The sequence below is a fragment of the Micromonospora sp. Mcm103 genome (genome assembly GCF_024519755.1).
In the GTDB taxonomy this organism is placed as follows: Bacteria; Actinomycetota; Actinomycetes; order Mycobacteriales; family Micromonosporaceae; genus Micromonospora; species Micromonospora aurantiaca.
Genome location: NZ_JALJRJ010000002.1, coordinates 318,712 through 341,774, shown reverse-complemented (window position 1 = coordinate 341,774; position 23,063 = coordinate 318,712). Strand labels below are relative to the sequence as shown.

The 23,063-nt window shown below is 72.4% G+C and carries 19 protein-coding genes; 9 read left to right on the top strand and 10 right to left on the bottom strand.

The window, feature by feature from the left end; all coding sequences use genetic code 11:
* Positions 1–56: 56 nt before the first annotated feature.
* On the bottom strand, positions 57–986 hold the full coding sequence (locus tag OC439_RS04135) for a LysR family transcriptional regulator (RefSeq protein ID WP_262012271.1): 930 nt from the start codon (positions 984–986) through the stop codon (positions 57–59).
* 83 nt (positions 987–1,069) lie between these two features.
* On the opposite strand from OC439_RS04135, the gene OC439_RS04130 reads away from it, so the two are divergent.
* The 4 genes from OC439_RS04130 to OC439_RS04115 all read left to right on the top strand — a co-directional run bounded on the left by OC439_RS04130 (position 1,070) and on the right by OC439_RS04115 (position 5,281).
* A complete protein-coding gene (locus tag OC439_RS04130; RefSeq protein WP_262012413.1) occupies positions 1,070–1,753 on the top strand; it encodes a succinate dehydrogenase cytochrome b subunit in 684 nt (227 codons plus the stop codon).
* A 1-nt stretch (position 1,754) separates the two neighbouring features.
* Entirely contained in the window at positions 1,755–3,689 is a 1,935-nt protein-coding gene (locus OC439_RS04125) for a fumarate reductase/succinate dehydrogenase flavoprotein subunit (protein WP_262012270.1), read from the top strand.
* A complete protein-coding gene (locus tag OC439_RS04120) occupies positions 3,686–4,438 on the top strand; it encodes a succinate dehydrogenase/fumarate reductase iron-sulfur subunit (RefSeq protein WP_013285329.1) in 753 nt (250 codons plus the stop codon). The genes OC439_RS04125 and OC439_RS04120 overlap by 4 nt, the downstream gene beginning before the upstream one ends.
* Before the next feature lie 135 nt (positions 4,439–4,573).
* Positions 4,574–5,281, top strand: coding sequence for a TetR/AcrR family transcriptional regulator (locus tag OC439_RS04115; protein WP_262012269.1), 708 nt, complete (start codon positions 4,574–4,576; stop codon positions 5,279–5,281).
* Here the strand turns inward: OC439_RS04115 and OC439_RS04110 are convergent.
* From OC439_RS04110 to OC439_RS04095, 4 genes are read right to left on the bottom strand one after another with little or no spacing between them, the layout of a single operon-like run.
* The gene (locus OC439_RS04110) at positions 5,267–6,400 is read right to left on the bottom strand and encodes an acyl-CoA dehydrogenase family protein (protein WP_262012268.1); all 1,134 of its coding nucleotides are present in this window, start codon (positions 6,398–6,400) and stop codon (positions 5,267–5,269) included. The two genes, OC439_RS04115 and OC439_RS04110, sit on opposite strands and share 15 nt — an antisense overlap.
* Before the next feature lie 22 nt (positions 6,401–6,422).
* The gene (locus OC439_RS04105; RefSeq protein ID WP_262012267.1) at positions 6,423–7,451 is read right to left on the bottom strand and encodes an LLM class F420-dependent oxidoreductase; all 1,029 of its coding nucleotides are present in this window, start codon (positions 7,449–7,451) and stop codon (positions 6,423–6,425) included.
* The gene (locus OC439_RS04100; RefSeq protein WP_262012266.1) at positions 7,451–8,611 is read right to left on the bottom strand and encodes a CaiB/BaiF CoA transferase family protein; all 1,161 of its coding nucleotides are present in this window, start codon (positions 8,609–8,611) and stop codon (positions 7,451–7,453) included. The genes OC439_RS04105 and OC439_RS04100 overlap by 1 nt, the downstream gene beginning before the upstream one ends.
* Positions 8,608–9,399 (bottom strand): enoyl-CoA hydratase-related protein, encoded by a 792-nt coding sequence (locus OC439_RS04095; RefSeq protein ID WP_262012265.1) that lies wholly within the window; start codon positions 9,397–9,399, stop codon positions 8,608–8,610. The genes OC439_RS04100 and OC439_RS04095 overlap by 4 nt, the downstream gene beginning before the upstream one ends.
* Positions 9,400–9,430: 31 nt before the next feature.
* Here OC439_RS04095 and OC439_RS04090 point away from each other — a divergent pair, with 31 nt between their 5' ends.
* Positions 9,431–10,111: a GntR family transcriptional regulator gene (locus OC439_RS04090; protein WP_013285323.1), complete on the top strand. Its 681-nt coding sequence runs from the start codon at positions 9,431–9,433 to the stop codon at positions 10,109–10,111.
* Position 10,112: 1 nt separating this feature from the next.
* Here OC439_RS04090 and OC439_RS04085 read toward each other — a convergent pair whose 3' ends face one another.
* Positions 10,113–11,603, bottom strand: a complete 1,491-nt coding sequence (locus OC439_RS04085; RefSeq protein ID WP_262012264.1) for an aldehyde dehydrogenase family protein — start codon at positions 11,601–11,603, stop codon at positions 10,113–10,115.
* 77 nt (positions 11,604–11,680) lie between these two features.
* Here OC439_RS04085 and OC439_RS04080 point away from each other — a divergent pair, with 77 nt between their 5' ends.
* On the top strand, positions 11,681–12,832 hold the full coding sequence (locus OC439_RS04080; RefSeq protein WP_262012263.1) for an acyl-CoA dehydrogenase family protein: 1,152 nt from the start codon (positions 11,681–11,683) through the stop codon (positions 12,830–12,832).
* 55 nt (positions 12,833–12,887) lie between these two features.
* Here the strand turns inward: OC439_RS04080 and OC439_RS04075 are convergent, their stop codons facing one another.
* The gene (locus OC439_RS04075; protein ID WP_262012262.1) at positions 12,888–15,035 is read right to left on the bottom strand and encodes a 3-hydroxyacyl-CoA dehydrogenase NAD-binding domain-containing protein; all 2,148 of its coding nucleotides are present in this window, start codon (positions 15,033–15,035) and stop codon (positions 12,888–12,890) included.
* A 9-nt stretch (positions 15,036–15,044) separates the two neighbouring features.
* Entirely contained in the window at positions 15,045–16,259 is a 1,215-nt protein-coding gene (locus OC439_RS04070) for an acetyl-CoA C-acetyltransferase (protein ID WP_262012261.1), read from the bottom strand.
* Between the two features lie 163 nt (positions 16,260–16,422).
* On the opposite strand from OC439_RS04070, the gene OC439_RS04065 reads away from it, so the two are divergent.
* The gene (locus tag OC439_RS04065) at positions 16,423–17,625 is read left to right on the top strand and encodes a TetR/AcrR family transcriptional regulator (RefSeq protein ID WP_262012260.1); all 1,203 of its coding nucleotides are present in this window, start codon (positions 16,423–16,425) and stop codon (positions 17,623–17,625) included.
* 63 nt (positions 17,626–17,688) lie between these two features.
* Positions 17,689–18,882: a TetR/AcrR family transcriptional regulator gene (locus OC439_RS04060; RefSeq protein WP_262012259.1), complete on the top strand. Its 1,194-nt coding sequence runs from the start codon at positions 17,689–17,691 to the stop codon at positions 18,880–18,882.
* A gap of 12 nt (positions 18,883–18,894) precedes the next feature.
* Here the strand turns inward: OC439_RS04060 and OC439_RS04055 are convergent, their stop codons facing one another.
* The gene (locus OC439_RS04055; protein WP_262012258.1) at positions 18,895–20,112 is read right to left on the bottom strand and encodes an oxygenase MpaB family protein; all 1,218 of its coding nucleotides are present in this window, start codon (positions 20,110–20,112) and stop codon (positions 18,895–18,897) included.
* Between the two features lie 153 nt (positions 20,113–20,265).
* Here OC439_RS04055 and OC439_RS04050 point away from each other — a divergent pair, with 153 nt between their 5' ends.
* Complete coding sequence (locus OC439_RS04050; protein ID WP_262012257.1) at positions 20,266–21,237, top strand: oxygenase MpaB family protein; 972 nt, start codon at positions 20,266–20,268, stop codon at positions 21,235–21,237.
* Here the strand turns inward: OC439_RS04050 and OC439_RS04045 are convergent.
* Entirely contained in the window at positions 21,145–23,007 is a 1,863-nt protein-coding gene (locus tag OC439_RS04045; RefSeq protein ID WP_262012256.1) for an AMP-dependent synthetase/ligase, read from the bottom strand. The two genes, OC439_RS04050 and OC439_RS04045, sit on opposite strands and share 93 nt — an antisense overlap.
* Positions 23,008–23,063: the final 56 nt, after the last annotated feature.

The window sequence follows — 23,063 nt, the reverse complement described above, 5'->3', positions numbered from 1 at the left end:
CCGAAAGTGCAAGATCAACGAGGCGGCGCGGCGAGGGCGGCGGGGCGGGGGCGGGGTTACAGGGGCTCTACGCCTGGGGGGAGTTCGGCGGTGGCGGTGGCGTCGTGGACGTACTCCAGGAGGATGCGGCGCAGCTCGCGCCCGGCGTGGGTGGGCACCACGTCGCGGCGGCGGGCCACCGCGATGGTCCGGCGGACACCGGGCGGGACGAGCCGGGTGACCCGGATGCCGGCGCGGCGGGCCACCACGATGCCGGGCACCAGCGCGACGCCGAGCCCGGCCTCGACGAAGCTGAGCACGGCGTCCATCTCCCCGCCGTCGACGGACAGGGTCGGCTCGAACCCGGCCGCCCGGCACGCCTGCAGCGTGGCGTCGCGCAGGTCGTAGCCCTCGCGGAACATGACGAGCGGCTGGTCGCGCAGGTCGGTGATGCGCAGCTCCCCGGCTTCCGAGGCGCCGGGCAGCGGGTCGACCGAGGCGACCACCAGGCTCTCCCGCAGGATCGGGTCGGCGCGCAGCCCCGGGTCGGTGCCGGCCGACGGCATGATGATCAGGGCGAGGTCGAGGTCGCCGCGGAGCAGGTCGCGGACGAGGTCCTGCGAGCCGCCCTCCTCCACGCGCAGGTCGATCGTGGGGTGCGCGTCGCGGAACCGGCGCAGCACCGGCGGGGCGAGCGAGGTGGCGAGGCTGGGCGTGGCGCCGAGCCGGACCCGCCCCCGGCGCAGCCCCACCAGCTCCTGCACCTCGCGGGTGGCGGTCTCCACGTCGGCGAGGATCCGCTTGGCCAGCGGCAGCAGCACCTCACCTGCCGCGGTCAGGGTGATGTTGCCCCTTACCCGCTCGAACAGCGGGGCTCCCAGGTCGGCCTCCAGGGCGTGAATTTGCTTACTCAACGAGGGCTGGGTTATGCCGACAAGATCGGCTGCCTGGGTGAAATGTCGTACTTCGGCGACCGCTACGAAGTACCGAAGCTGATGGAGCTGCATCTACATAGCTTACGGCTATCAACGCTGCGATTTCGATGCATTGGACGCCTGATCGAAGTGCTCCTAGCGTCGACCGCGTGGTAATCACGAAAACTCGGTCGCCCATCCGCTCGAACGTCGGCCTCAAGGCCGTCATGGCGGTGACGGGCATCATCCTCGTGCTGTTCCTGATCGCGCACATGCTCGGCAACCTGAAGATCTTCACGGGTGAGACGTCGTTCGACCACTACGCGCACTGGCTGCGGGACATCGGCACGCCGCTGCTGCCGACGACGTGGTTCCTGTGGATCCAGCGCACCGTGCTCACCGTCGCCGTCCTCGGGCACATCGGCGCGGCCACCGTGCTCGCGATGCGATCCCGGGCCGCCCGCCCGGTCCGGTACGCGCACCGTCGCAAGATCCACGTGAACTACGCGGCCCGCACGATGCGCTGGGGTGGTGTGATCATCCTGCTCTTCGTGATCTACCACATCCTCGACCTGACCACGGGTCACCTGAACCCGCAGGGCGACCCGTCGAACCCGTACGGCAACGTGGTCGCGGACTTCGCGCCGGAGCGCTGGTACGTCACGCTCTTCTACACCCTCGCGCTGGTGGCCCTCGGCTTCCACCTGCGCCACGGCGCCTTCAGCGCGTTCCGCAGTCTCGGCCAGCAGACGCCGAAGGGCGAGCGCCGGGCCCGGATCGCCGCGCTCGTCTTCGCCGTCGCGCTCGTCGGCGGCTACCTGCTGGTCCCGTTCGCCGTGATCACCGGATTGGTGTCCTGACATGGATCTGTACCGCGAAGGCGACCCGATCGCCGACACCCGGGCCCCGGACGGCCCGATCGAGACGCGGTGGGAGCGCCACCGCTTCGAGATGAAGCTGGTCAACCCGGCCAACCGCCGCAAGATGACGGTGATCGTGGTCGGCACCGGCCTGGCCGGCGGCTCCGCCGCCGCCACGCTGGCCGAGCAGGGCTACCAGGTGCGGTCCTACTGCTACCAGGACAGCCCGCGCCGGGCCCACTCGATCGCCGCGCAGGGCGGCATCAACGCCGCCAAGAACTACCGCAACGACGGCGACTCGGTGCACCGCCTCTTCTACGACACGGTCAAGGGCGGCGACTTCCGCTCCCGCGAGTCGAACGTGCACCGGCTGGCCGAGGTGTCGGTGAACATCATCGACCAGTGCGTGGCGCAGGGCGTGCCGTTCGCCCGCGAGTACGGCGGCCTGCTCGACACCCGTTCCTTCGGCGGCGCGCAGGTGCAGCGCACCTTCTACGCCCGGGGCCAGACGGGTCAGCAGCTTCTGCTCGGCGCGTACCAGGCCCTGGAGCGGCAGATCGGCCTGGGCAACGTGGAGATGAACGCCCGCCACGAGATGCTCGAGCTGGTGATCGTCGACGGCCGGGCGCGCGGCATCGTGGTCCGCGACATGGTCACCGGCGAGATCAGCACCGAGATGGCCGACGCGGTCGTGCTCGCCACCGGCGGGTACGGCAACGTCTTCTACCTCTCCACCAACGCCAAGGGCTGCAACGTCACCGCCTCCTGGCGGGCGCACCGCAAGGGCGCGTACTTCGCGAACCCCTGCTACACGCAGATCCACCCGACCTGCATCCCGGTCTCCGGCGACCACCAGTCGAAGCTGACCCTGATGAGCGAGTCGCTGCGCAACGACGGCCGGGTGTGGGTGCCCAAGGCCAAGGGTGACCAGCGCAGCCCGCGGGAGATCCCCGAGGACGAGCGGGACTACTACCTGGAGCGGATCTACCCGTCCTTCGGCAACCTGGTCCCCCGCGACATCGCCTCCCGGGCCGCGAAGAACGTGTGCGACGAGGGACGCGGCGTCGGCCCGACCGGCCTCGGCGTCTACCTGGACTTCGCCGACGCGATCAACCGGCTGGGCCGCAAGGCCATCGAGGCCAAGTACGGCAACCTCTTCGAGATGTACGAGCGGATCACCGGCGAGGACCCGTACGAGGTGCCGATGCGGATCTACCCCGCCGTGCACTACACGATGGGCGGCCTCTGGGTCGACTACGACCTGCAGTCGAGCATCCCCGGCCTGTTCGTGATCGGTGAGGCCAACTTCTCCGACCACGGCGCGAACCGGCTCGGCGCCTCGGCGCTGATGCAGGGTCTGGCCGACGGCTACTTCGTGCTGCCGAACACGCTCGCCAACTACCTGGCCTCCGGCCCGCTGGACAAGGTCGACGCGAGCCACCCCGAGGCGGTCGCGGCGCGGACCGACGTCGAGGACCGGATCAAGCGGCTGCTGGCGATCAACGGCGACCGCACCGTGGACTCGTTCCACCGCGAGCTGGGCCAGATCATGTGGGAGCACTGCGGCATGGAGCGCTCCGAGGCCGGGTTGCGCAAGGCGATCGACGAGATCCGCGCGCTGCGCGAGCAGTTCTGGCAGCGGGTGCGCGTGCCGGGTGACGGCGAGGGCCTCAACCAGTCGCTGGAGAAGGCCGGCCGGGTCGCCGACTTCTTCGAGCTGGCTGAGCTGATGTGCATCGACGCCCTGCACCGCGAGGAGTCCTGCGGCGGCCACTTCCGGGCCGAGCACCAGACGCCCGACGGCGAGGCGCAGCGCGACGACGACCGGTTCGCCTACGTGGCGGCCTGGGAGTTCACCGGCACCGGTGAGCCCGTGCTGCACAAGGAAGACCTGACCTTCGAATACGTCCACCCCACGCAGCGGAGCTACAAGTGAACCTGACCCTGCGCATCTGGCGCCAGACCGGCCCCGAGGACAAGGGTCGGATGGTGACCTACCCGGTGCAGGACGTGTCCCCGGACATGTCCTTCCTGGAGATGCTCGACGTACTCAACGAGCGGCTCATCCTCGACGGCGAGGAGCCGGTGGCGTTCGACCACGACTGCCGCGAGGGCATCTGCGGCATGTGCAGCCTCATGATCAACGGTGAGGCGCACGGCCCGCAGCGCGGCACCACCGCCTGCCAGCTGCACATGCGGCAGTTCTCCGACGGCGACACGATCGACATCGAGCCGTGGCGGGCCCGGGCCTTCCCGGTCGTCAAGGACCTGGTGGTCAACCGCAACGCGTTCGACCAGATCATCGCCGCCGGCGGCTACGTCACCGCGCCGACCGGCAGCGCCCCGGAGGCGCACTCGGTGCCGGTGCCGAAGGCCGACGCGGACGCGGCGTTCGAGTCGGCTGCGTGCATCGGCTGCGGCGCCTGCGTGGCGGCCTGCCCGAACGGCTCCGGCATGCTGTTCACCGCCGCGAAGATCACCCAGCTCTCGCTGCTGCCGCAGGGCCAGCCGGAGCGCTACACCCGGGTGATCGGCATGGTGGACGCGCACGACGAGGCCGGCTTCGGCGGCTGCACCAACATCGGCGAGTGCGCGGCGGCCTGCCCGAAGGGCATCCCGCTGAACACCATCGGCCGCCTCAACCGGGACTACCTCAAGGCGACCGCCAAGCGCTCCGGTTCCTGACCGGACACCGCACCACAGACGCGACCGCCGCGTCCCGCATCCGGGACGCGGCGGTCGCGCTTGTCCAGGGGTACGCCCCGGCGATTGGTACGGTGAAGCGCCAACCGCGTCACCGTCTCTCCCGGGAGGGCACCCATGGCCCGGACCGCTCCCCCGCAGGCGTCCTCCCCCGAGGCGGGTAACGACGAACCGGCCGGCCCGCCGGAGTCGCTGCTGGAACGCGCCTTCACCGAGGCGTTGCACAGCGCCGACGACAGCGACGAGGTGGCGACCCGGATCCTCGACGCCGCCTACGAGCAGTTCTGCCGGATGGGCATCCGCCGCTCCACGATGGAGGACGTGGCCCGGCGGGCGGGCGTCTCCCGGATCACCGCGTACCGCCGGTTCGCCACCAAGGACCGGCTGGTCGAGCAGGTGGTCCGCCGCGAGTTCCGCCGCTACTTCGACCGGTTCCTGGTCGACATCCAGCAGGCGGCCACCGTGGGCGACCGGGTGGTGCTGGGCTTCGTCAGCGCGCTGGACGCGATCCGCCGCAACCCGCTGATCGGCGGGCTGATGAGCGTCGAACCGGACGTGCTCATCCCCTCGATGATCAGCGACGGGGGGCGCACGCTGGCCACCGTGCAGCGGTTCGTCGCCGGGCAGCTGCGCCGCGAGCAGCGCGCCGGCACCATCGCCGCCACAGTCGACGTGGAGGTGGTGGCCGAGCTGATGACCCGGCTGTCCTGCTCCTTCCTGCTCACCCCGAGCCATGTCATCGACCTGGACGACGCCGACGAGCTGCGGACCATGGCCCGCCGCTTCCTCGTACCCATGCTGGAGCCCGGCTCACAGGCCGAGTGACCGGCCGATCACCTCCTTCATGATCTCCGTGGTGCCGCCGTAGATGGTCTGGACGCGGGCGTCCAGATAGGCGCGGGCCACCGGGTACTCACGCATGTAGCCGTAGCCGCCGTGCAACTGGAGGCACCGGTCGACGACGCGCTGCTGCAACTCGGTGCACCACCACTTCGCCATCGCCGCCGTCTCCGCGCCCAGGTCCGGCGCGACCAGGCAGTTGTCCACGAAGACCCGGCCCAGGCGCAGCTCGGTGGCGAGTTCGGCGAGCACGAACCGGTTGTGCTGGAAACTGCCGATGGGACGGCCGAACGCCTGGCGCTGCCTGCAGTAGTCGAGCGTCTGCGCGAACACCGTCTCGGCGCCGGCGAGCGCCGCGACGGCTATCGACAGCCGCTCCAGCGGCAGGTTGCGCATCAGGTGGGCGAAGCCCTCCCCCTCGACGCCGAGCAGGTTGGCCGCCGGTACGCGGACGTCGAAGAAGAACAGCTCGGCGGTGTCCTGCGCCTTCTGACCGAGCTTGTCGAGGTTGCGGCCACGCTCGAACCCCGGCATGCCGCGCTCGGCCACGAGCAGGCTGATCCCCCGCCGCCCGGCGCCGGGGTCGGTACGGGCCACCACGATCACCAGGTCGGCCAGGATGCCGTTGCTGATGAACGTCTTCTGCCCGTTGAGGACCCAGTCGTCGCCGTCGCGTACCGCTGTGGTGGTGATGCCCGCCAGGTCGCTGCCCGCGCCCGGCTCGGACATGGCGACGGCGGTGACGATCTCGCCGGAGCAGAAGCCCGGCAGCCAGCGCTGCTTCTGCTCCTCGGTGGTCAGGTCGGTCAGATACGGGCCGATGATGTCGTTGTGCAGGCCGAACGCGGGCCCGCTCGCACCGGCCCGGGCGAGTTCCTCGGTCAGGACGGCGTGGAAGCGCCGGTCGGTGACCCCGGCGCCGCCGTACCGTTCGTCGACGAAGAAGCCGAGCAGCCCGGCGGCGCCGGCAGCCCGCCACACGCCGCGGTCGACGATGCCGTCGGCCTCCCAGCGCTCGTGGTGCGGAGTGATCTCCTTGTCGATGAAGGCGCGCACCAGTTCGGCGAACGCCAGGTGGTCGGCGGTGAAGATCGCGCGGTCCATGTGTGTCGGCTCCTCCCCTGCGCTATCGGGCCATGTCCGCGACGGCGGCGACGAGACGCCGGGGGTCCTCGCCCAGCGGCGCGACGTTGAGGATCGTCACGCCCGCGTCGCGGTACTCCTGGACCCGGTCGCGCACGTAGCTCTCCGGTCCGATCAGGCTGGTGCGTTCCAGCAGTTCCGCCGGCACCGCGGCGGCGGCCTCGGCCTTGCGGCCGGCCAGGTAGAGGTCCTGGATGCGGTCGGCCTCGGCTTCGTAGCCGTAGCGGCACAGCAGGTCGTGGTAGAAGTTGCGGCCCTTCGCGCCCATCCCGCCCACGTACAGGGCGATCAGCGGCCGGGCGAGGTCGCGCAGCCCGGTCACGTCCGGGCCGATCGCCAGCGGCCCACCGGCCACCACCTCCAGCGGCCCGAGGTCAGCCGGCCGTTTCGCCCGGCCGGCCGCCAGTGCGGCACCCCAGACGTCGCCCGCGCGCCGCGGGTCGTAGAGGAACGGCAGCCACCCGTCGGCGATCTCGGCGGTCATCCGGACGTTCCGGTCCCCGAGGCTCGCCACGTGGATCGGGATGCGGTCGCGGACCGGGTGGGTGAGGATCTTCAGCGGCTTGCCCAGCCCGGTGCCCTCGCCGGGCGGCAGCGGCAGCCGGTAGAGGCCGTCGTTCGTCAGCGTCTCGCGCCGCCACACCCGTCGGCAGATGTCGATCACCTCGCGGGTGCGGGCCAGCGGCCGGTCGTACGCGACGCCGTGCCATCCCTCGATCACCTGCGGTCCGGACGCGCCGAGCCCGAGGATGGCCCGGCCACCGGACATCGCGTCCAGGCCCGCGGCGGTCTGCGCCAGCAGAGCCGGGGTACGCGAGAAGATCGGCAGGATCGCGGAGCCGATGTGCACGCGGCTCGTCCGGGCGGCGAGGTAACCCATCACCGTGGGCGCGTCGAAGCCGTACGCCTCGGACACCCAGACCACGTCCAGGCCGTCCTGTTCCCAGGCGGCCACGTGGTCGGCGCCGCTTCGGGGGTCGGCGGCGTACGCCAGTGTCGTCCCGATACGCATCAGTGCGCTGCTCCCTGCTTCCGGCCGACGACGCCGTCGTCCAGCCACCGCGGTAGGTGTTCGCCCAGGCCCCAGTCGGTGAGGACGGGCTCGGTGTCCGCGCCGGGCGCGGGCGGCGGGCCGCCGACCCGGCCGGGTGTCCCGGAGAGGCGGGGTGCCACGGCGGGTTGCCGGACGCCGAAGTGCTCCTCGTATGTGCCGCGCGCGGCCAGGTGCGGGTGGCCCGGCGCCTCGGCCAGGGACAGCACCGGCGCGACGCAGGCGTCGGTGCCGTCGAACACCGCCGTCCACTCGGCGCGGGTACGGCCGGCGAACACCTCGGCGAAGCGGGCGCGCAGCACCGGCCATCCGGCCACGTCGTGCTGTGCCGGCAGGTCCGCTTCGGCCAGCCCGAGCAACCGCAGCAGTTCGGCGTAGAACTGCGGTTCCAGCGCGCCCACCGCCATGTGCCCGCCGTCGGCGGTGGCGTACACGTCGTAGAACGGCGCACCGCCGTCGAGCAGGTTGCGGCCCCGCTCGGGTCGCCAGGTGCCCTGCGCGAGCATCCCGGCGAACGGGGTGGTGAGGTGGGCCGCGCCGTCCACGATGGCGGCGTCGACGACCTGCCCACGGCCGGTGGCGGCGGCGACGTGCAGCGCGGCCAGGATGCCGACGACCAGGTAGAGCGAGCCGCCGCCGAAGTCGCCGACCAGGTTGAGCGGGATCTGCGGCGGGCCGCCGGCGCGGCCGATCGGGTGCAGCGCCCCGGCTACGGCGATGTAGCCGATGTCGTGGCCGGCGGCGCGGGCCAGCGGCCCGTCCTGTCCCCAGCCGGTCATCCGCCCGTAGACCAGGCCCGGGTTGCGGGCCAGCGCGGCCTGCGGGCCGACGCCGAGCCGCTCGGCCACGCCGGGACGCCAGCCCTCGATCAGGATCGCGGCCCGGCCGGCCAGCGCGAGGACCACCTCGGCGCCGTCGGGGTGCTTCAGGTCCACCACGATCGAGCGCTTGCCCCGGTTGAGCAGGTTGCGCCCGGGGTCGCCGGCCGGGAGCGCGCCGGGTTCCGGCCGGTCGACCCGGACCACGTCGGCGCCGAGGTCGGCGAGCAGCATGGCGGCGAACGGGCCGGGTCCGATGCCGGCCAGTTCCACGACCCGGACGCCGTCCAGCGGGCCGCTCACGCGCCGCCCCGGGGGGCGAAGCGGGGTGCGCGGCCCTGGGCCCGGCTGAGCAGGGCCTCACCGAAGTCGGCACCGGCCAGGGACTCGACCATGAGCCGGATCGCGTCGGCGGCGGCCTCGGCGGCGCCGGTCTCCAGGCCCGACCACACCTGCCGCCGGATCACCGCCATGGACGCCGGTGAGCAGTGCTGCGCCAGGGCCGCGGCGTAGGCTTGTGCCTCGGCCAGCACCTCGTCGCGCGGGAGCACGCGTTGCACAAGTCCGATCCGGAGCGCCTCCACCGCGTCGACCTTGCGGCCGGACACCAGCAGGTCCAGCGCGGCGCCGACGCCGATCAGCCGGGGCAGCAGCCAGGCGCTGCCGTACTCGGCGACGAGGCCGAGCCGGCTGAACGAGGTGGACAGGCGCGCCTCCGCCGCCATGAACCGCACGTCGGCGTAGAGCGCGTGGACCAGGCCGAGGCCCGCCGCGCCGCCGTTCACCGCCGCGACGATCGGGGTGCCGAGCGTCAGCGGCAGGTGCGGCGGGAAGCCGAACTCGCCCGCGAGCAGGTCACGGTTGCGCTCGTCGAGCAGCGCGGCGAGTGCCTCCGGGTCGGCACCGGAGCAGAACCAGTCACCGGAGCCGGTGACCACTACCGCCCGGATCTCCGGGTCGGCGTCGGCCGCCACCAGGGCCGCGTAGTAGTCGCGGAACATCTCCAGCGACATCGCGTTGCGCCGGTCGGGCCGGTCGAACCAGATGGTGCGGACGCCGTCGGCGGTGGCGGCCCGCAAGCCGGCGCCCATCGTGACATTTGACATTTGATACCCTTAACTGGTGGCGGACCGCGGCAGGATCCAGAACGTCTCTCAGCCCCAGCTCTCCGAGACCGTGGCGAGCCTGCTGCGCGACCGGATCATGTCCGGCCAGCTGCGCCCCGGCGAACGCATCCGGCTCGAAGAGGTCGCCCAGGAGACCGGGCTGAGCATCACACCGGTACGCGAGGCGCTGCTGATGCTGCGCGCGGAGGACATGGTCGAGCTGCAACCGCGCCGCGGGCACGTGGTGGCGCCGCTGTCGAGGCAGGACATCATCGACGTGTTCAGCCTCCAGGGCCACATCGCCGGTGAGCTGGCCGCCCGGGTCGCCGTCAGCATCACCCCGGAGCAGCTCGACGACCTGCGGCAGCAGCACGAGCGGCTGCGCCGCGCCGCCCAGGCCCGGCAGGTCAGCCGGGTCGAGCAGCTCGAATACGAGTTCCACCGGCGGATCAACCGGCTCGCCGACGCGCGCAAGCTGTCCTGGCTGCTGCGCACCGTCACCCGCTACACGCCGTCGCGGTTCTACGCCGCCGACGCGGAGTGGCGAGCCGGCATGGTCGCCGATCACGAGGCGCTGCTCGACGCGCTCGCGGCGGGCGACCCGGAGGCGGTCCGGCCGGTCATGGCCCGGCACTTCACCGACGGCGCGGAGCGGCTGGTCAAGCACCTCGACGGCCTGGGCGTGTGGAACGAGTGAGTCACCGGCGGCCATGACGCCACGCGAACATCGCCAGCGAGCGCTTCATCGCGGCGGCGGACGGCTGAAGCGTCATCACCTCGATCAGCGGGCGGAACCGCTGCCACGTCACCGATCGCGCCCGGGCGAACTCGCGCAGGCCGTCCGCGCCGTGGACCCGCCCGAACCCCGAGTCGCCCACGCCGCCGAAGGGCAGTGACGGCACGCCCGCGTACCCCAGCACCGAGTTGACCGACACCGCACCGGCCCGCAACCGCCCGGCGAGCGCCAGGCCACGACGGCGGTCGCGGGTGAAGATCGAGCCGGAGAGCCCGTAGCTGGTCGCGTTCGTGCGGCGTACCGCCTCGTCGGCGTCGGCGACCGGGTTGACCACGAGCACCGGGCCGAACGTCTCCTCGGTGACGGCGGTGCTGTCCTCGGGCACGTCGGTCAGCACGACCGGCTCCACGAACGGCGGCCGCACCGAAGCCGCGTCACCGACCACCGCCCGGCCGCCCCGGTCGAGCGCGTCGGTGACGTGGCGCCGGACGACCTCGGGCTGGGTGGGCGTGGTCATCGGCCCGTACGGCGCGTCCGGCTCGGCACCCGGCCGGACCTGCCGCGCCAGCTCGGTCAGCGTGGCCAGGAACGGCTCGTAGACGGACCGTTCGACGTAGACGCGCTCGACGCCGGCGCAGGTCTGCCCGGCGTTGCCCAGGCCGCCGAAGACCGCCGCCTGCGCCGCCGCGTCGAGGTCGGCGTCGGCGGTGACGATCAGCGCGTCCTTGCCGCCGCCCTCGATCACCACCGGGGTCAGGCTCTCGGCGCAGGCGGCCATGACGGCGCGCCCGGTCGCTGCCGAGCCGGTGAACGCGATCTTGTCGACCGAGGCGCGGCACAGCGCGGCGCCGGTCGTGCCGTCTCCGGTGACCACCTGGAGGACCGGATGGTCGGGAAGCAGCTCGTGCCAGCGCTCGGCCAGCCACACCCCGACGCCCGGGGTGAACTCGCTGGGCTTGAACACCACCGCGTTGCCGGCGGCGAGCGCGTGCGACACCGCGCCCATCGGGGTGTAGACGGGGTAGTTCCACGGGCCGATCACGCCGACCACGCCGTACGGCACGTACTCGACGGAGGCGGCCTGGTTGAACGCGAGCAGGCCGGAGGAGACCGAACGCCGCCTGAGCACCCGGGCGGCGTGCCGGGCCGCCCAGTCCAGGTGCTCGACGGCGAGCATCACCTCGAGCTGGGCCCCGGCGAGGCTCTTGCCGGTCTCGCTCCGGACGATGCCGGCGAGTTCCTCGATGCCGCTCGCGACCGCCGCCTTGTACGCCAGCAGATGGCGGCGGCGCTGCTTGGCGTCCAGACCGGCCCACCAGCCGGCCGCCTCGCGGGCCCGCGTCACGGCGGCGCGCACGGCGGCGTCGTCGGCGAGGTCGTAGTCGGCGCGGTGCTCACCTGTCACCGGGTCGACGACGCTCAGCCGGCGAGGGTGCTCCACGAGGGACGTCATCGGGCAGCCTCCTGACATTTGATATTCGATAGTCTAGCCTTGCTGTCAATCCCTGCTGACGCGCTGGAGGTACCGCGGTGGAGTGGAGCGACGAGCAACGATCCCTGGTCGAGGCGGTGCGGGACTTCTGCCGCCGCGAGGTGGGCACCCGCGAGCAGCGGCAGAAGCTCACGAACGGCGGCCGGGAACCGCACAGCCCGGAGCTGTACCGCAGGATGGCCGACCTCGGCTGGCTGGGCCTGTCCCTGCCGGAGGAGTTCGACGGCGGCGGCGCCGGCATGACGGAGCTGTGCCTGTTCCTGGAGGAGACGGCCCGCGCGATGGCTCCGATCGGCGGCTTCACCACCTCAATCATCGTGGCCGCCACCTACCAGCGGTTCGGCACGCCGGCGCAGAAGAAGCTGATCCTGTCCGGGGTGGCCCGCGGCGTCATCGAGGCGGTCGCGATGTCCGAGCCCGAGGCCGGCTCGGACGTGGCGAACCTGAGCTGCCGCGCCGAGCGCACCGACGACGGATACGTCGTCAACGGCCAGAAGACGTGGTGCTCGAACGCCCACCTGGCCGAGCACATCCTGCTGGTCGCCCGCACCTCCGGCCGGGCCGGCGACCACCACGGATTGACCATGTTCCTGGTCCCCGCCTCGGCGCCCGGCCTGACCGTCTCCGGCATCGACACCATGGGCGGCCGGGAGGTGAACGACCTCTACTTCACCGACTGCGTGCTGCCCGCCGACGCCGTGGTCGGCGAGGTCGACAACGGCTGGCGGCAACTGATGGCCGGGCTCAACATGGAACGGCTCATCCTCGCCAGCGTCATGCTCGGCACCGCGCAACGGGCGTTCGACGACGTCGTGGAGTACGTGAAGAACCGGCGGCAGTTCCGCCGGCCGATCGGATCGTTCCAGGTGCTCCGGCACCGACTGGCCGACCTGGCCACCGAGATCGAGTGCGCCCGGCTGCTCGTCTACGACACCGCCGCGAAGGCCGACAAGGCGCCCGACACGGTGCTGCCCCGGGAGAGTTCGATGGCGAAGCTCAAGGCCACCGAGACCGCCCGCCGGGTCGCCCTGGACGCGATGCAGATGATGGGCGGCTACGGCTACACCACCGAGTTCGACATGGAGCGCCTGGTCCGCTCGTCGATCGTGTCCACCGTCTACGGCGGCGCCAGCGAGATCCAGCGCGAGATCATCGCCAAGACGTACGGCCTGTCCGAACAGATGTCCTGACACGAAGTGGCCCGGCCGGTGAGGGGCATACCCACCGGCCGGGCCGCGTCGTCGTCTACTCGAACCGCTCGCCCCGCTCGGCCATGGCGACCAGCAGCGGCGGCGGATCGAACCGCTCGCCGTAGCGCTCGGCCAGCACCCGGGCGCGGGCCACGAAGCCCGGCAGCCCCCCGTCGTACTGGTTGACGTACTGCAGGACGCCGCCGGTCCAACTCGGATAGCCGATCCCCAGGATCGAGCCGACGTTGGCGTCGGCCACCGAGGTCAGCACACCCTCGTCCAGGCACCGCACCGACTCGATCGCCTCGATGAAGAGCATCCGCTCCTTGAGGTCCTCGAACGGCGTGTCCAGGTTCGTGCCGCCGAACTGCTCCCGCAGGCCCGGCCAGAGCCCGGCCCGCTTGCCGTCTCGGTAGTCGTAGAAGCCGGCGCCGCCGGAGCGTCCGGTCCGGCCGCACTCGTCGATCATCCGGTCGATCACCGCGTCGGCGGCGTGCGGCTGCCAGGTGCCCCCGGCGGCCACCGTCGCGGCGGCCGTCTCCAGGCGGATCTTCCGGGGCAGGGTGAGGGTCAGCTCGTCCATCAGCGCGAGGACCGGCGCGGGATACCCGGCCTGACTGCTGGCCTGCTCGATGGTCGCCGCCGGGATGCCCTCGGCCAGCATCGCCACGCCCTCGTTGGTGAACGTGCCGATGACCCGGCTGGTGAAGAATCCCCGGCTGTCGTTGACGACGATCGGCGTCTTGCGCAGCTGACGGACGACACCCAGCGCCCGGCCCACCGTGGCCTCGTCGGTCCGCTCCCCGCGGATCACCTCGACCAGCGGCATCTTGTCCACCGGGGAGAAGAAGTGCAGCCCGACGAACTCCTCCGGCCGGCTGACGCCCTCGGCGAGCAGCGTGATGGGCAGCGTGGAGGTGTTGGAGGCGATGAGCGCGTCCGGCGCGACCTGCTCGATCTCGGCGTACACCTTGTGCTTGAGCGCCGGGTCCTCGAAGACCGCCTCGATCGCGAGGTCGACGCCGGCCAGGTCGGCGAGGTCGCCGGTGGCGTGGATGCGGCCCAGGATCTCGTCCCGCTTCTCCGGCGTGGACCGGCCCCGGGCGACCGCCTTGTCGAGCAGGCCCGCCGAGTACGCCTTGCCGCGCGCCGCACCCTCGGCGGTGACGTCCTTGAGCACCACCCGCATGCCGGCGCGGGCGCAGACGTACGCGATGGCGGCGCCCATCATGCCCGCTCCGACGACGGCGACGCTGCGTACCGGCTGGTGGTCGCCACCGGCGGTGCGGGACCGGGCGGCCTGGAGGTCGAAGAAGAGCGCCTTGATCATGTTCTTGGCGATCTGGCCGGTGGCCAGCTCGGTGAAGTACCGCCCCTCGATCGTGAACGCGGTGTCCAGGTCGACCTGGGCGCCCTCGACGGCGGCGGCGAGGATGTTGCGCGGCGCCGGGTACGGCGCGCCCTTGAGCTGCTTGCGCAGCAGCGCGGGCATGGCCGGCAACTGCATCGCGAGTCCCGGGCTGGACGGGGTGCCGCCGGGCATCCGGTAGCCCTTGCGGTCGTACGGCTGGGTGGCGTCCGGGTTCGCGGCGACCCACTCGCGGGCGGCGGCCATCAGGGCGTCCCGGTCGGCGGCGAGTTCGTCGACCAGTCCGTGCGCGAGCGCGTCCTGCGGCCGGCGGCGCTGGCCGCGCAGCAGCCAGTCGGTCAGCGCGGCGGTGACGCCGAGCAGCCGGACGGTACGCACCACGCCGCCGCAGCCGGGCAGCAGGCCGAGCGTGACCTCGGGAAAGCCGATCTCGATGCTCGGGTCGTCGAGCACGATGCGGTGATGGCAGCCCAGGGCCAGCTCCAGCCCGCCGCCGAGGGCGGAGCCGTTGACGGCGGCGACGACCGGACGGCCGAGCGTCTCCAGCCGGCGTACGGCCTGCTTGAGCGCGGCCGCGTCGGCCGCTGACGCCTCGGCGTCGGCGGGCGTGAGCCGTACCAGGGTCTCCAGGTCGCCGCCGGCGAAGAACGTCTTCTTGGCCGAGGTGACGATCACGCCGGTGATCCGGTCACGCTCGGCCTCGAGCCGGTCCACCGTGGCCGCCAGGCTCTCGCCGAACTCCGCGTTCATCACGTTCGCCGAGCGGCCGGGGTGGTCGAGGGTGAGCAGCACGATGCCGTCGTCGCCGTGCTCCCACCGGACGGTGTTTGCCATTCGTGCTCCTCAGATTCGTTCGATCACGGTCGCGATGCCCATGCCGCCGCCCGCGCAGAGCGTGGCCAGGCCGTAGCGGCCGCCGCGTCGTTCCAGTTCGTCGACGAGCGTGCCGAGGATCATGGCGCCGGTCGCGCCGAGCGGGTGGCCCATCGCGATCGCCCCACCGTTGGCGTTGACGATGTCCGGGTTCAGGCCGAGGTCGGCGACGAACCGCAGGACCACCGCGGCGAACGCCTCGTTGATCTCGACCAGGTCGAGGTCGTCGACGCCGAGGCCGGCCCTCGCCAGCGCCTTGCGGGCGGCCGGTGCCGGGCCGGTGAGCATGATGGTGGGGTCGGCGCCGCTGAGCGCGGTGGCCACGACGCGGGCGCGCGGGGTGAGACCGGCGGCGGCGCCTGCCGCCTCGCTGCCGATCGCGACGAGCGCGGCGCCGTCGACGATGCCGGAGGAGTTGCCCGCCGTGTGGACGTGCTCGATCCGCTCGACCCAGTGGTACTTCTGCAACGCGACCGCGTCGAAGCCGGCCTTCTCGCCGATCTCGGCGAACGAGGGGCGCAGCGCGCCGAGGCTCTCCGCCGTCGAGTCGGCCCGGATGTGCTCGTCCCGGTCCAGCACGGTGAGCCCGTTGCGGTCGCGGACCGGCACCACGGACCGGGCGAAGTAGCCGTTCGCCCATGCCTTCGCGGCCCGCGCCTGCGACTGGAGCGCGTACGCGTCGACCGTCTCCCGGTCGAAGCCGGCGATGGTGGCGATGAGGTCGGCGCTGATGCCCTGCGGCACGAACCCGGTGGTGAAGTTGACCTCCGGGTCCAGTGCCCACGCCCCGCCGTCGGAGCCCATCGGCACCCGGGACATCGACTCGACGCCACCGGCGAGGACGAGATCCTCCCAGCCGGAGCGCACCTTCTGCGCGGCGATGTTCACCGCCTCCAGGCCGGAGGCGCAGAAGCGGTTGAGCTGGACGCCGGCCACCGTGTCGGGCAGGCCGGCGGCGACGGCGGCGGTCCGGGCGATGTCGGCGCCCTGGTCGCCGAGCGGGGACACCACCCCGAGCACGATGTCGTCGATCAGCGCCGGATCGAGGCCGGGCATCCGCCGCAGGGTCTCCTCGATCAGGCCGGTGATCAGCGAAACCGGCTTCACCCCGTACAGCGATCCGGTCGGCTTGCCCCGCCCGCGCGGCGTACGCAACGCGTCGTAGATGAACGCATCGGTCGTCATGCCAAGCTCCTCATTGCTCACCCGCATGCGAATTTCGCCTAACTTTTCTTGAGCCTGCTGCCGCTTGTCAAGAAGCGTCAGGCGCTGCCCGGCTTCAACCTCGGCGACGGAAACCGCCGAGGGGCGCCACGGGATCCGCGCGAGGGGGCGCTAACGTGTAGCTGTGCGACGAGCAGCAGGCGACACCGCCCCGGCACCGGCCCGGCGGCCCAAGGACCGCAAGGCCCGGATCGCGCTCGCCGGGGCCGAGCTGTTCTGCGAGCGGGGCTACCACGGCGTCTCGGTGGACGAGATCGCCGCCGCCGTCGGCATCAGCGGGCCGGCCGTCTACCGGCACTTCCCGAACAAGTACGCGATCCTCGTGCACGCCACCCGGGAGGTCGTCGGCGCGTTGCTCGCCGCGACCGGAGAGCCGGCGGCGAGCAGCGCGGAGGGGCTGCTCGACGAACTGCTGCGCGCGCTCGCCGAGGTCGCGGTGAGCAGGCGGCGGGTGGCCGGGCTGTACCAGTGGGAGGGCCGCTACCTGACGCCCGAGCACCGGCAGGAGTTCGGCGCGTCGATGGCCACGCTCGTCGGCCGCGTCGCCGCGCCGCTGCGCGAGCTGCGCCCCGAGCTGACCGCCGCGCAGGCCGACCTGCTGGTGAACGCGGCGCTGAGCGCGTTCGGCAGCGTGACCACGTACCGGACCGCCGGTGCCGACACCGAGCACCTGCTCACCCGGGTCGCCTGGACGCTGCTGCGGACCGACGCGCCCACGGTGCCGCCCCGGCGGCGTACCGCCCCGCAGGACACGCCCGCCACCGGGCCGGTGCGCCCGGTCTCGCGGCGCGAACTGCTGCTCGTCGAGGCCATGCGCCTGTTCCACAGGCACGGTTACCACGCCGTCGCGGTGGAGGACATCGGCCGCGCCGCGGGCATGCAGGCCTCCAGCGTGTACCGCTACTTCCCCGGCAAGGCCGACCTGCTCGCCGCCGCCTACTACCGGGCCACCGACCGGCTCACCGGGGCCACCACCGCGGCGATCGCCGAGGCGGCCGACCCGGCCGACGCGCTGCACCGGGTGGTACGCGCGTACGTCGACTTCGCCTTCGGTCAGAGCGATCTGATCGCGGTGTACCTGGCGGAGAACAACAACCTGCCGGACCGGGACCGCCACCAGTTGCGCGGCGCGCAGCGGCTGCACGTCGAGGAGTGGGTGGGCCTGGTCCGGGCGGTACGACCGGACCTGCCGGCCGGCGACGCCCGTGTGCTCGTGCACGCCGCGCTGAACGTGGTCACCGACGTGGGGCGGCTCGGCCGCTTCGACCGCACCGCCGGCTACGACGACCAGACCGCCCGGCTCGCGCTCGCCGTCCTGCACGCCTGACCGGCGTCACCGCGAGCGCGCGGGCGGCGTGAGGCGCTGTGGTTGACTGACACCCATGGTTCCGTGCCCGTCCGCGTCCGCCCGGACGACCCGGTGACCACCGGGCCGGCCGCGGCCACCCGGCCCCGCAACCGCAGACAGGTCATCGTCGAGTCGGCCGGGCAGGTGTTCAGCGAGCGGGGCTACCACGGCGCCTCCATGGAGGAGATCGCCGCGGCGGTCGGGATCAGCGCACCAGCGCTGTACCGGCACTTCCCGAACAAGTACGCGTTGTTCGCCGAGTGCGCCAACGTCATGGTGGACAACCTGGTCGGGGCCGTCGACGAGTGGCCGCCGGACGCGGCGCTGGCCGACGTGCTGCTGGCCCTCACCCGGGTCACCGTCGCGCACCGCGCCTCCGGCGGCCTATACCGGTGGGAGGCCCGCTACCTCGGCCGCGCGGACCGCCACCTGCTCCGCGCGAAGTTCGGCCACGTCGTGGGCCGGGTGACCGAGATGGTACGGCGGGAGTACCCGCTGCCCGACGAGCGGCTGCGGGCGGTGGCCGCGCTCGGTGTGATCGGCTCGGTGACCATGCACCGCACCTCGATCGCCCAGCGCCGGATCGAGGATCTGGTGCTGCGGTCCGCGATGCGGGTCGTAGCCACCGATCCGACCACCGCCGCCGGGACGGCGCGGCTGGTCGAGCTGCCCGCCCAGCCGGTGCCCCGGACGCGACGCGCGGAGATCCTGGCCGCGGCCGTGCCGCTGTTCGCCCGGGACGGCTTCGCCACCGTCACCAACGCGCAGATCGCCCAGGCGGTGGGGCTCGCACCGTCCGCGATCTACCGCCACTATCCCGGCAAGGTGGACATCCTCGTGGCCGCCTGCCTCCAGGCGGCGGAACTGCTCGCGCAGGCGGTGGACCGCAGTCTCCAGCGGGCGGCCGACCCGCGGCAGGCGGTCGTCGCGCTGGCGGCGGCGTACGTGGCCTACTGCTTCGAGCACAACACCCTCAACAGCGTCGCCGAGGCGGAGGTGGCCGGCCTGCCGGACGACGTACGGCGTCCGCTCATCCTCGCCCAGCGGGAGCACATCGCGGTCTGGGAGCAGCAGTTGCGGGCGGTCCGGCCGGACCTGGACCGGCGGCAGGCCCGGCTGCTCGTGCACGCCGGGTTCGGCGTGGCGGTGGAGGCCGGGCGCGCCCTGCGCTGGCAGGACTCGCCCGGCCACCGGGACGCGGTCACCGCGCTGGTCACCGGCGCCCTGACGCTGTGAACCGGCACGGACTCAGGTGCCCGGCCGGTTGATGACCGGGATCGTGATCGGGGTGTGCGACGCGGACGAGCCGTTGTTGAGGAACAGCATCGCCAGCCCGCGGATGAACCTGTCGAACAGGCCGAACGTCTCCGGCATGAGCGGCGAGAGCCCTTCGCGGAACATCACGTACGTCGGCCAGCCGGCCTCGATCACGCCCCGGGAGATGTAGTCGCGGGGCAGCCGCAGCCAGTCGCCGATCCGGTCGGTGAGCACGTAGCGCGCGAACTCCCGCTGGAATCCCCGGGTGACGCCCAGATCCACCGAGGACGTCAGGTTCAGCAGGATGTCGGCCAGGTCGATGCCCTCGGGCGTCGGTGCGAGGAGCGGGGACAGCGCGTACCGGGACTGCTCCTCGGCGGCGGCCCAGCTGTTCGGGATGAACTCGTCGCGGACCCCGAGCAGATGCAGCGCGACCTGCCACATGTGCAGGTAGGCCTCCTCCTCCGCGGCCGACATCCGCAGTCCCCAGCGACGCCAGTCGAGCAGCTTGCGGTGCACGTACGTGCCGAGGCTGTGGAAGGTGATGAGGATGTCGCCGTTGCTGATCGGGATCGGGTGGTCGGTGACGCCGCGCCACGGCGCGGACCGCGGCAGCAGGTGCCGTACGGCCGCGTGGGTGAGCCGCGTCTTGTGCGAGGTGACCACGAAGCTGCCGGTGGCCTTGAACGCGTCGGGAGCGCTCAGGTCGTACCCGTAGGTGAAGGTCTTCGCGGCGCGCGACTTCATGTCCGCGCCGCCCTCGGACCAGTAGACGTTGCGGGCCTCGCGCGGGATCACCGTGCTCATGATCCCGCTGCCCAGGCCGTAGAGCAGGAACAGGTACATGCTCATGCGCTTGTTGAACTGGGCGGCGCGGTCCAGCTTGGCCTGGTCGGCCCAGGACGGCAGCGTGTTGACCCGCCGCAGGTAGGTGGTGAGCGCCGGGGGCAGGCCGGCGGGCAGCGCGTCGCCGTTGCGGATCCAGGACGCGAACGCGGTGTTCACCGCCGGGATCTGACCGGCGTCCAGCATCGAGGCGACGAGCGGGTCGGTGTCGTCGTCCCAGACGTCCCACGGGTCGGTGACCGTGTCGGTCCCGGCGATCGAGCCGGACGACGACCACGCCCACGCCTTCGGGGCGTCCGCCACCGCTACCAGTCCCAGCGCGGCGCCGAGCGTCAGGACGCTTCGTCTACTGAGATTCTCCATTAGCACCACTTCCCGGTTTCGACCGGACATCACCCTGAGCACCGGCTCGTGAGGTGCGCACAAGCAGGTTTCGAGTTATCCGGGGATGTGATTTTCTATTAACATAGAGGAGCTTGACTACATCGGCAAGGGTGGACGGTGGGGGTGGTGGCGATGGCTCGTGAGGGGCGGTACCGCTGGTTGCGCCGGATCGAGACGCTCGATCCGGTCCGCGACCACCACGAGATCTACCGGCTCTCCGCCGGGTACGAGTTCCCCTTCGACTACCAGCGGGCGCTGGAGGTGGCGCTGCTGCGCACGTACTGCGTGCCGAGCATCTCCGCGCTGCTCGACGCGACAGGCGAGTTCCGGCTGCGGGCGCAGCAGCGCTACGACGACACCGCGCTGCTGATGGCCGAGCTGCTGGAGCACGGGTACGACTCGCCGCGCGGCCGGGAGGCGCTGCGGGTGGTCAACCGGGCGCACGGCCGGTACGCGATCTCGAACGACGACATGCGGTACGTGTTGTCCACGTTCGTCTACGAGCCGATCGACTGGCTGGACCGGTACGGCTGGCGCCCGCTGCACGAGCACGAGCGGCTGGCCGCGTTCCACTACTACCGCGCCGTCGGCGCGCGCATGGGCATCCGGGACGTCCCGGCGGACTTCGACGCGTTCCGCGCCTTCAAGGACGCGTACGAGCGGGAGACGTTCCGCCGCACGCCGAGCAACGAGCGGGTCGCGGCGTACACGCTGGACCTGTTCGCGTCCTGGTACCCGGCGCCGCTGCGCCCGGCCGCGCGGCTCGCGGTGCGCGCGCTGCTGCCGCCCGAGATGCGGGCCGCCTTCGGGCTGCCGGCCGCGCCGCGACCGCTGCCCGCGCTGGTCGGCGGTGCGCTGCGTGCCCGGGCCGCCGTGGTGCGGCTGCTGCCCGCGCGGACCGTGAGCCGGCTGACCCGCGCGCCGCGCAACCGCACCTATCCCGGCTACCCGCGGGGGTACCGGCCCGCCGACCTCGGCGCGCCGCCACCCCCGCCCGGCATCGACCCGGCGCTACTGGGTGACGGGCTCCGTCGCCGCGTCGCCCGGCCGGTAGAGGGCGTCGATCCGGTCGCCGTACCTGTCGACGATGACCCGGCGCCGTAGCTTCAGCGTCGGGGTCAGCTCGCCCGACTCCGGCGTCCACGCCGACGGCAGCACCTGGAACGTCTTGACCTGCTCGGGCCGGGCGAGGCGCGCGTTCGCCGCGTCCACGGCGGCCTGGATCTCTGCCAGCAGCACCGGGTCCGAGGCCAGCGCGGGCAGCCGCGGGTCGCTGACGCCGTGCGTGCGCGCCCACTGCGGCGCGACCTCCTCGTCTAGCACGATCAGCGCCGTGACGTACGGCCGCCGGTCGCCGATCGCGACCGCCTGACCGATGAGCGGGTGCGCCCGCAACAGGTTCTCGATCTGCGCCGGCGAGATGTTCTTCCCGCTGGACGTGATGATGAGTTCCTTCTTGCGGTCGGTGATGGTGAGGAAGCCGTCGTCGTCGAGCGCCCCGACGTCGCCGGTGGCGAGCCAGCCGTCCGCGTCGACGACCGGCTCGACGCCGCCGTCCTCGCGCAGGTAGCCGGAGCACACCAGCGGACCCCGGACGAGGATCTCGCCGTCGTCGGCGAGGCGTACCTCCATGCCCACGTTCGGCCGGCCGACCGTGCCGGTGCGGAAACAGTCGGGGGTGTTGAGGGTGGCGGTGCCGGTGGTCTCGGTCAGACCCCACACCTCCAGCACGTCGACGCCGAGCCCGGCGAGGAACCGCAGCACGTCCACCGGGATCGGGGCGGCGCCGCTGCCGGGCCAGGTCATGTTCTGCAGGCCCAGGGTGGCCTGCAACGGCCGCAGCACGGTGTCCCGGGCCTGCGCCACCCGGGCGGCAAGCTCGTCCGGCACCGGCTTCCCGGCGGCACGCAGCTCGTACGCCTCCAGTGTCACAGCGGTCGCGGCGGCGACGGCGGCGCGGACCGCGGGCTCGGCGGTGGCCAGGTGGGCCTGGACGCCGGCGGCCATCTTCTCCCAGACCCGTGGCACCCCGAAGAACGAGGCGGGGCCGACGGTGCGCAGCGCCGCGACGAGCTGCGTGGCGTCGGGGCAGATCGTCACGTGCCCGGCGCGGTGGATCGGGTTGTAGATGCCGAGGAACCGTTCGGCGATGTGGGCCAGGGGCAGGTAGGCAACAGTCGGCGCGTGGTCGGGGACGGACACCATCGCGTCCAGCGCCACCGCCTGGTAGATCACGTTGTGGTGGCTGAGCACGACACCCTTCGGGTTACCGGTCGTGCCGGACGTGTAGAGCAGCGTCACCGGCTGCTCGGGCCGGATCGTGCGCCAGCGCCGCTCGAAGGCGTCCGGGTCCGCCTCGCGTGCGGCCCGGCCGAGGGTACGCACGCGCGACAGCGGCACCGCGTCGGCGGCCGGATCGGCGGTCTCGTCCACCAGCACCACCCGCAGCAGGTCGGGCAGGTCGGCCAGGATCGGCCGCCAGCGCTCCAGTTCGGCCGGACCCTCCAGCACGAGCACCTGGGCGGCGCTGTGCCGGGCGAGGTAGCGCATCTGCTCGGCGCTGAGCGTCGGGTAGATCGTGGACGGCACCGCGCCCAGGTGGACCGCGGCGAGGTCGACGAGCCAGTGCTCGGTGCGGCTGGACATCATGATCAGCATGTGCCGCCCGGCCTCCAGGCCGATCTCGGCCAGGCCGGCGGACAGCTCGGCGACCTCGTCGCGCAGCTGCGCCCAGGTGCGGGTGTCGTCGCGGCCGAGCGTGGTCAGCGCGGGCCGGTCGGCGTACTCGGTGGCGTTGCGGTGCAGCAGCGCCGGGACGGTCAGGTCGGCGGCTTTCTTGGCGCAGTCCTCGGCGAGGACGTGGGCGGGGTCCATGGGCTACTCCTTCACACGCAACCGGGCCTGGTGGTGGCAGGGCTGGCCGCACCCCT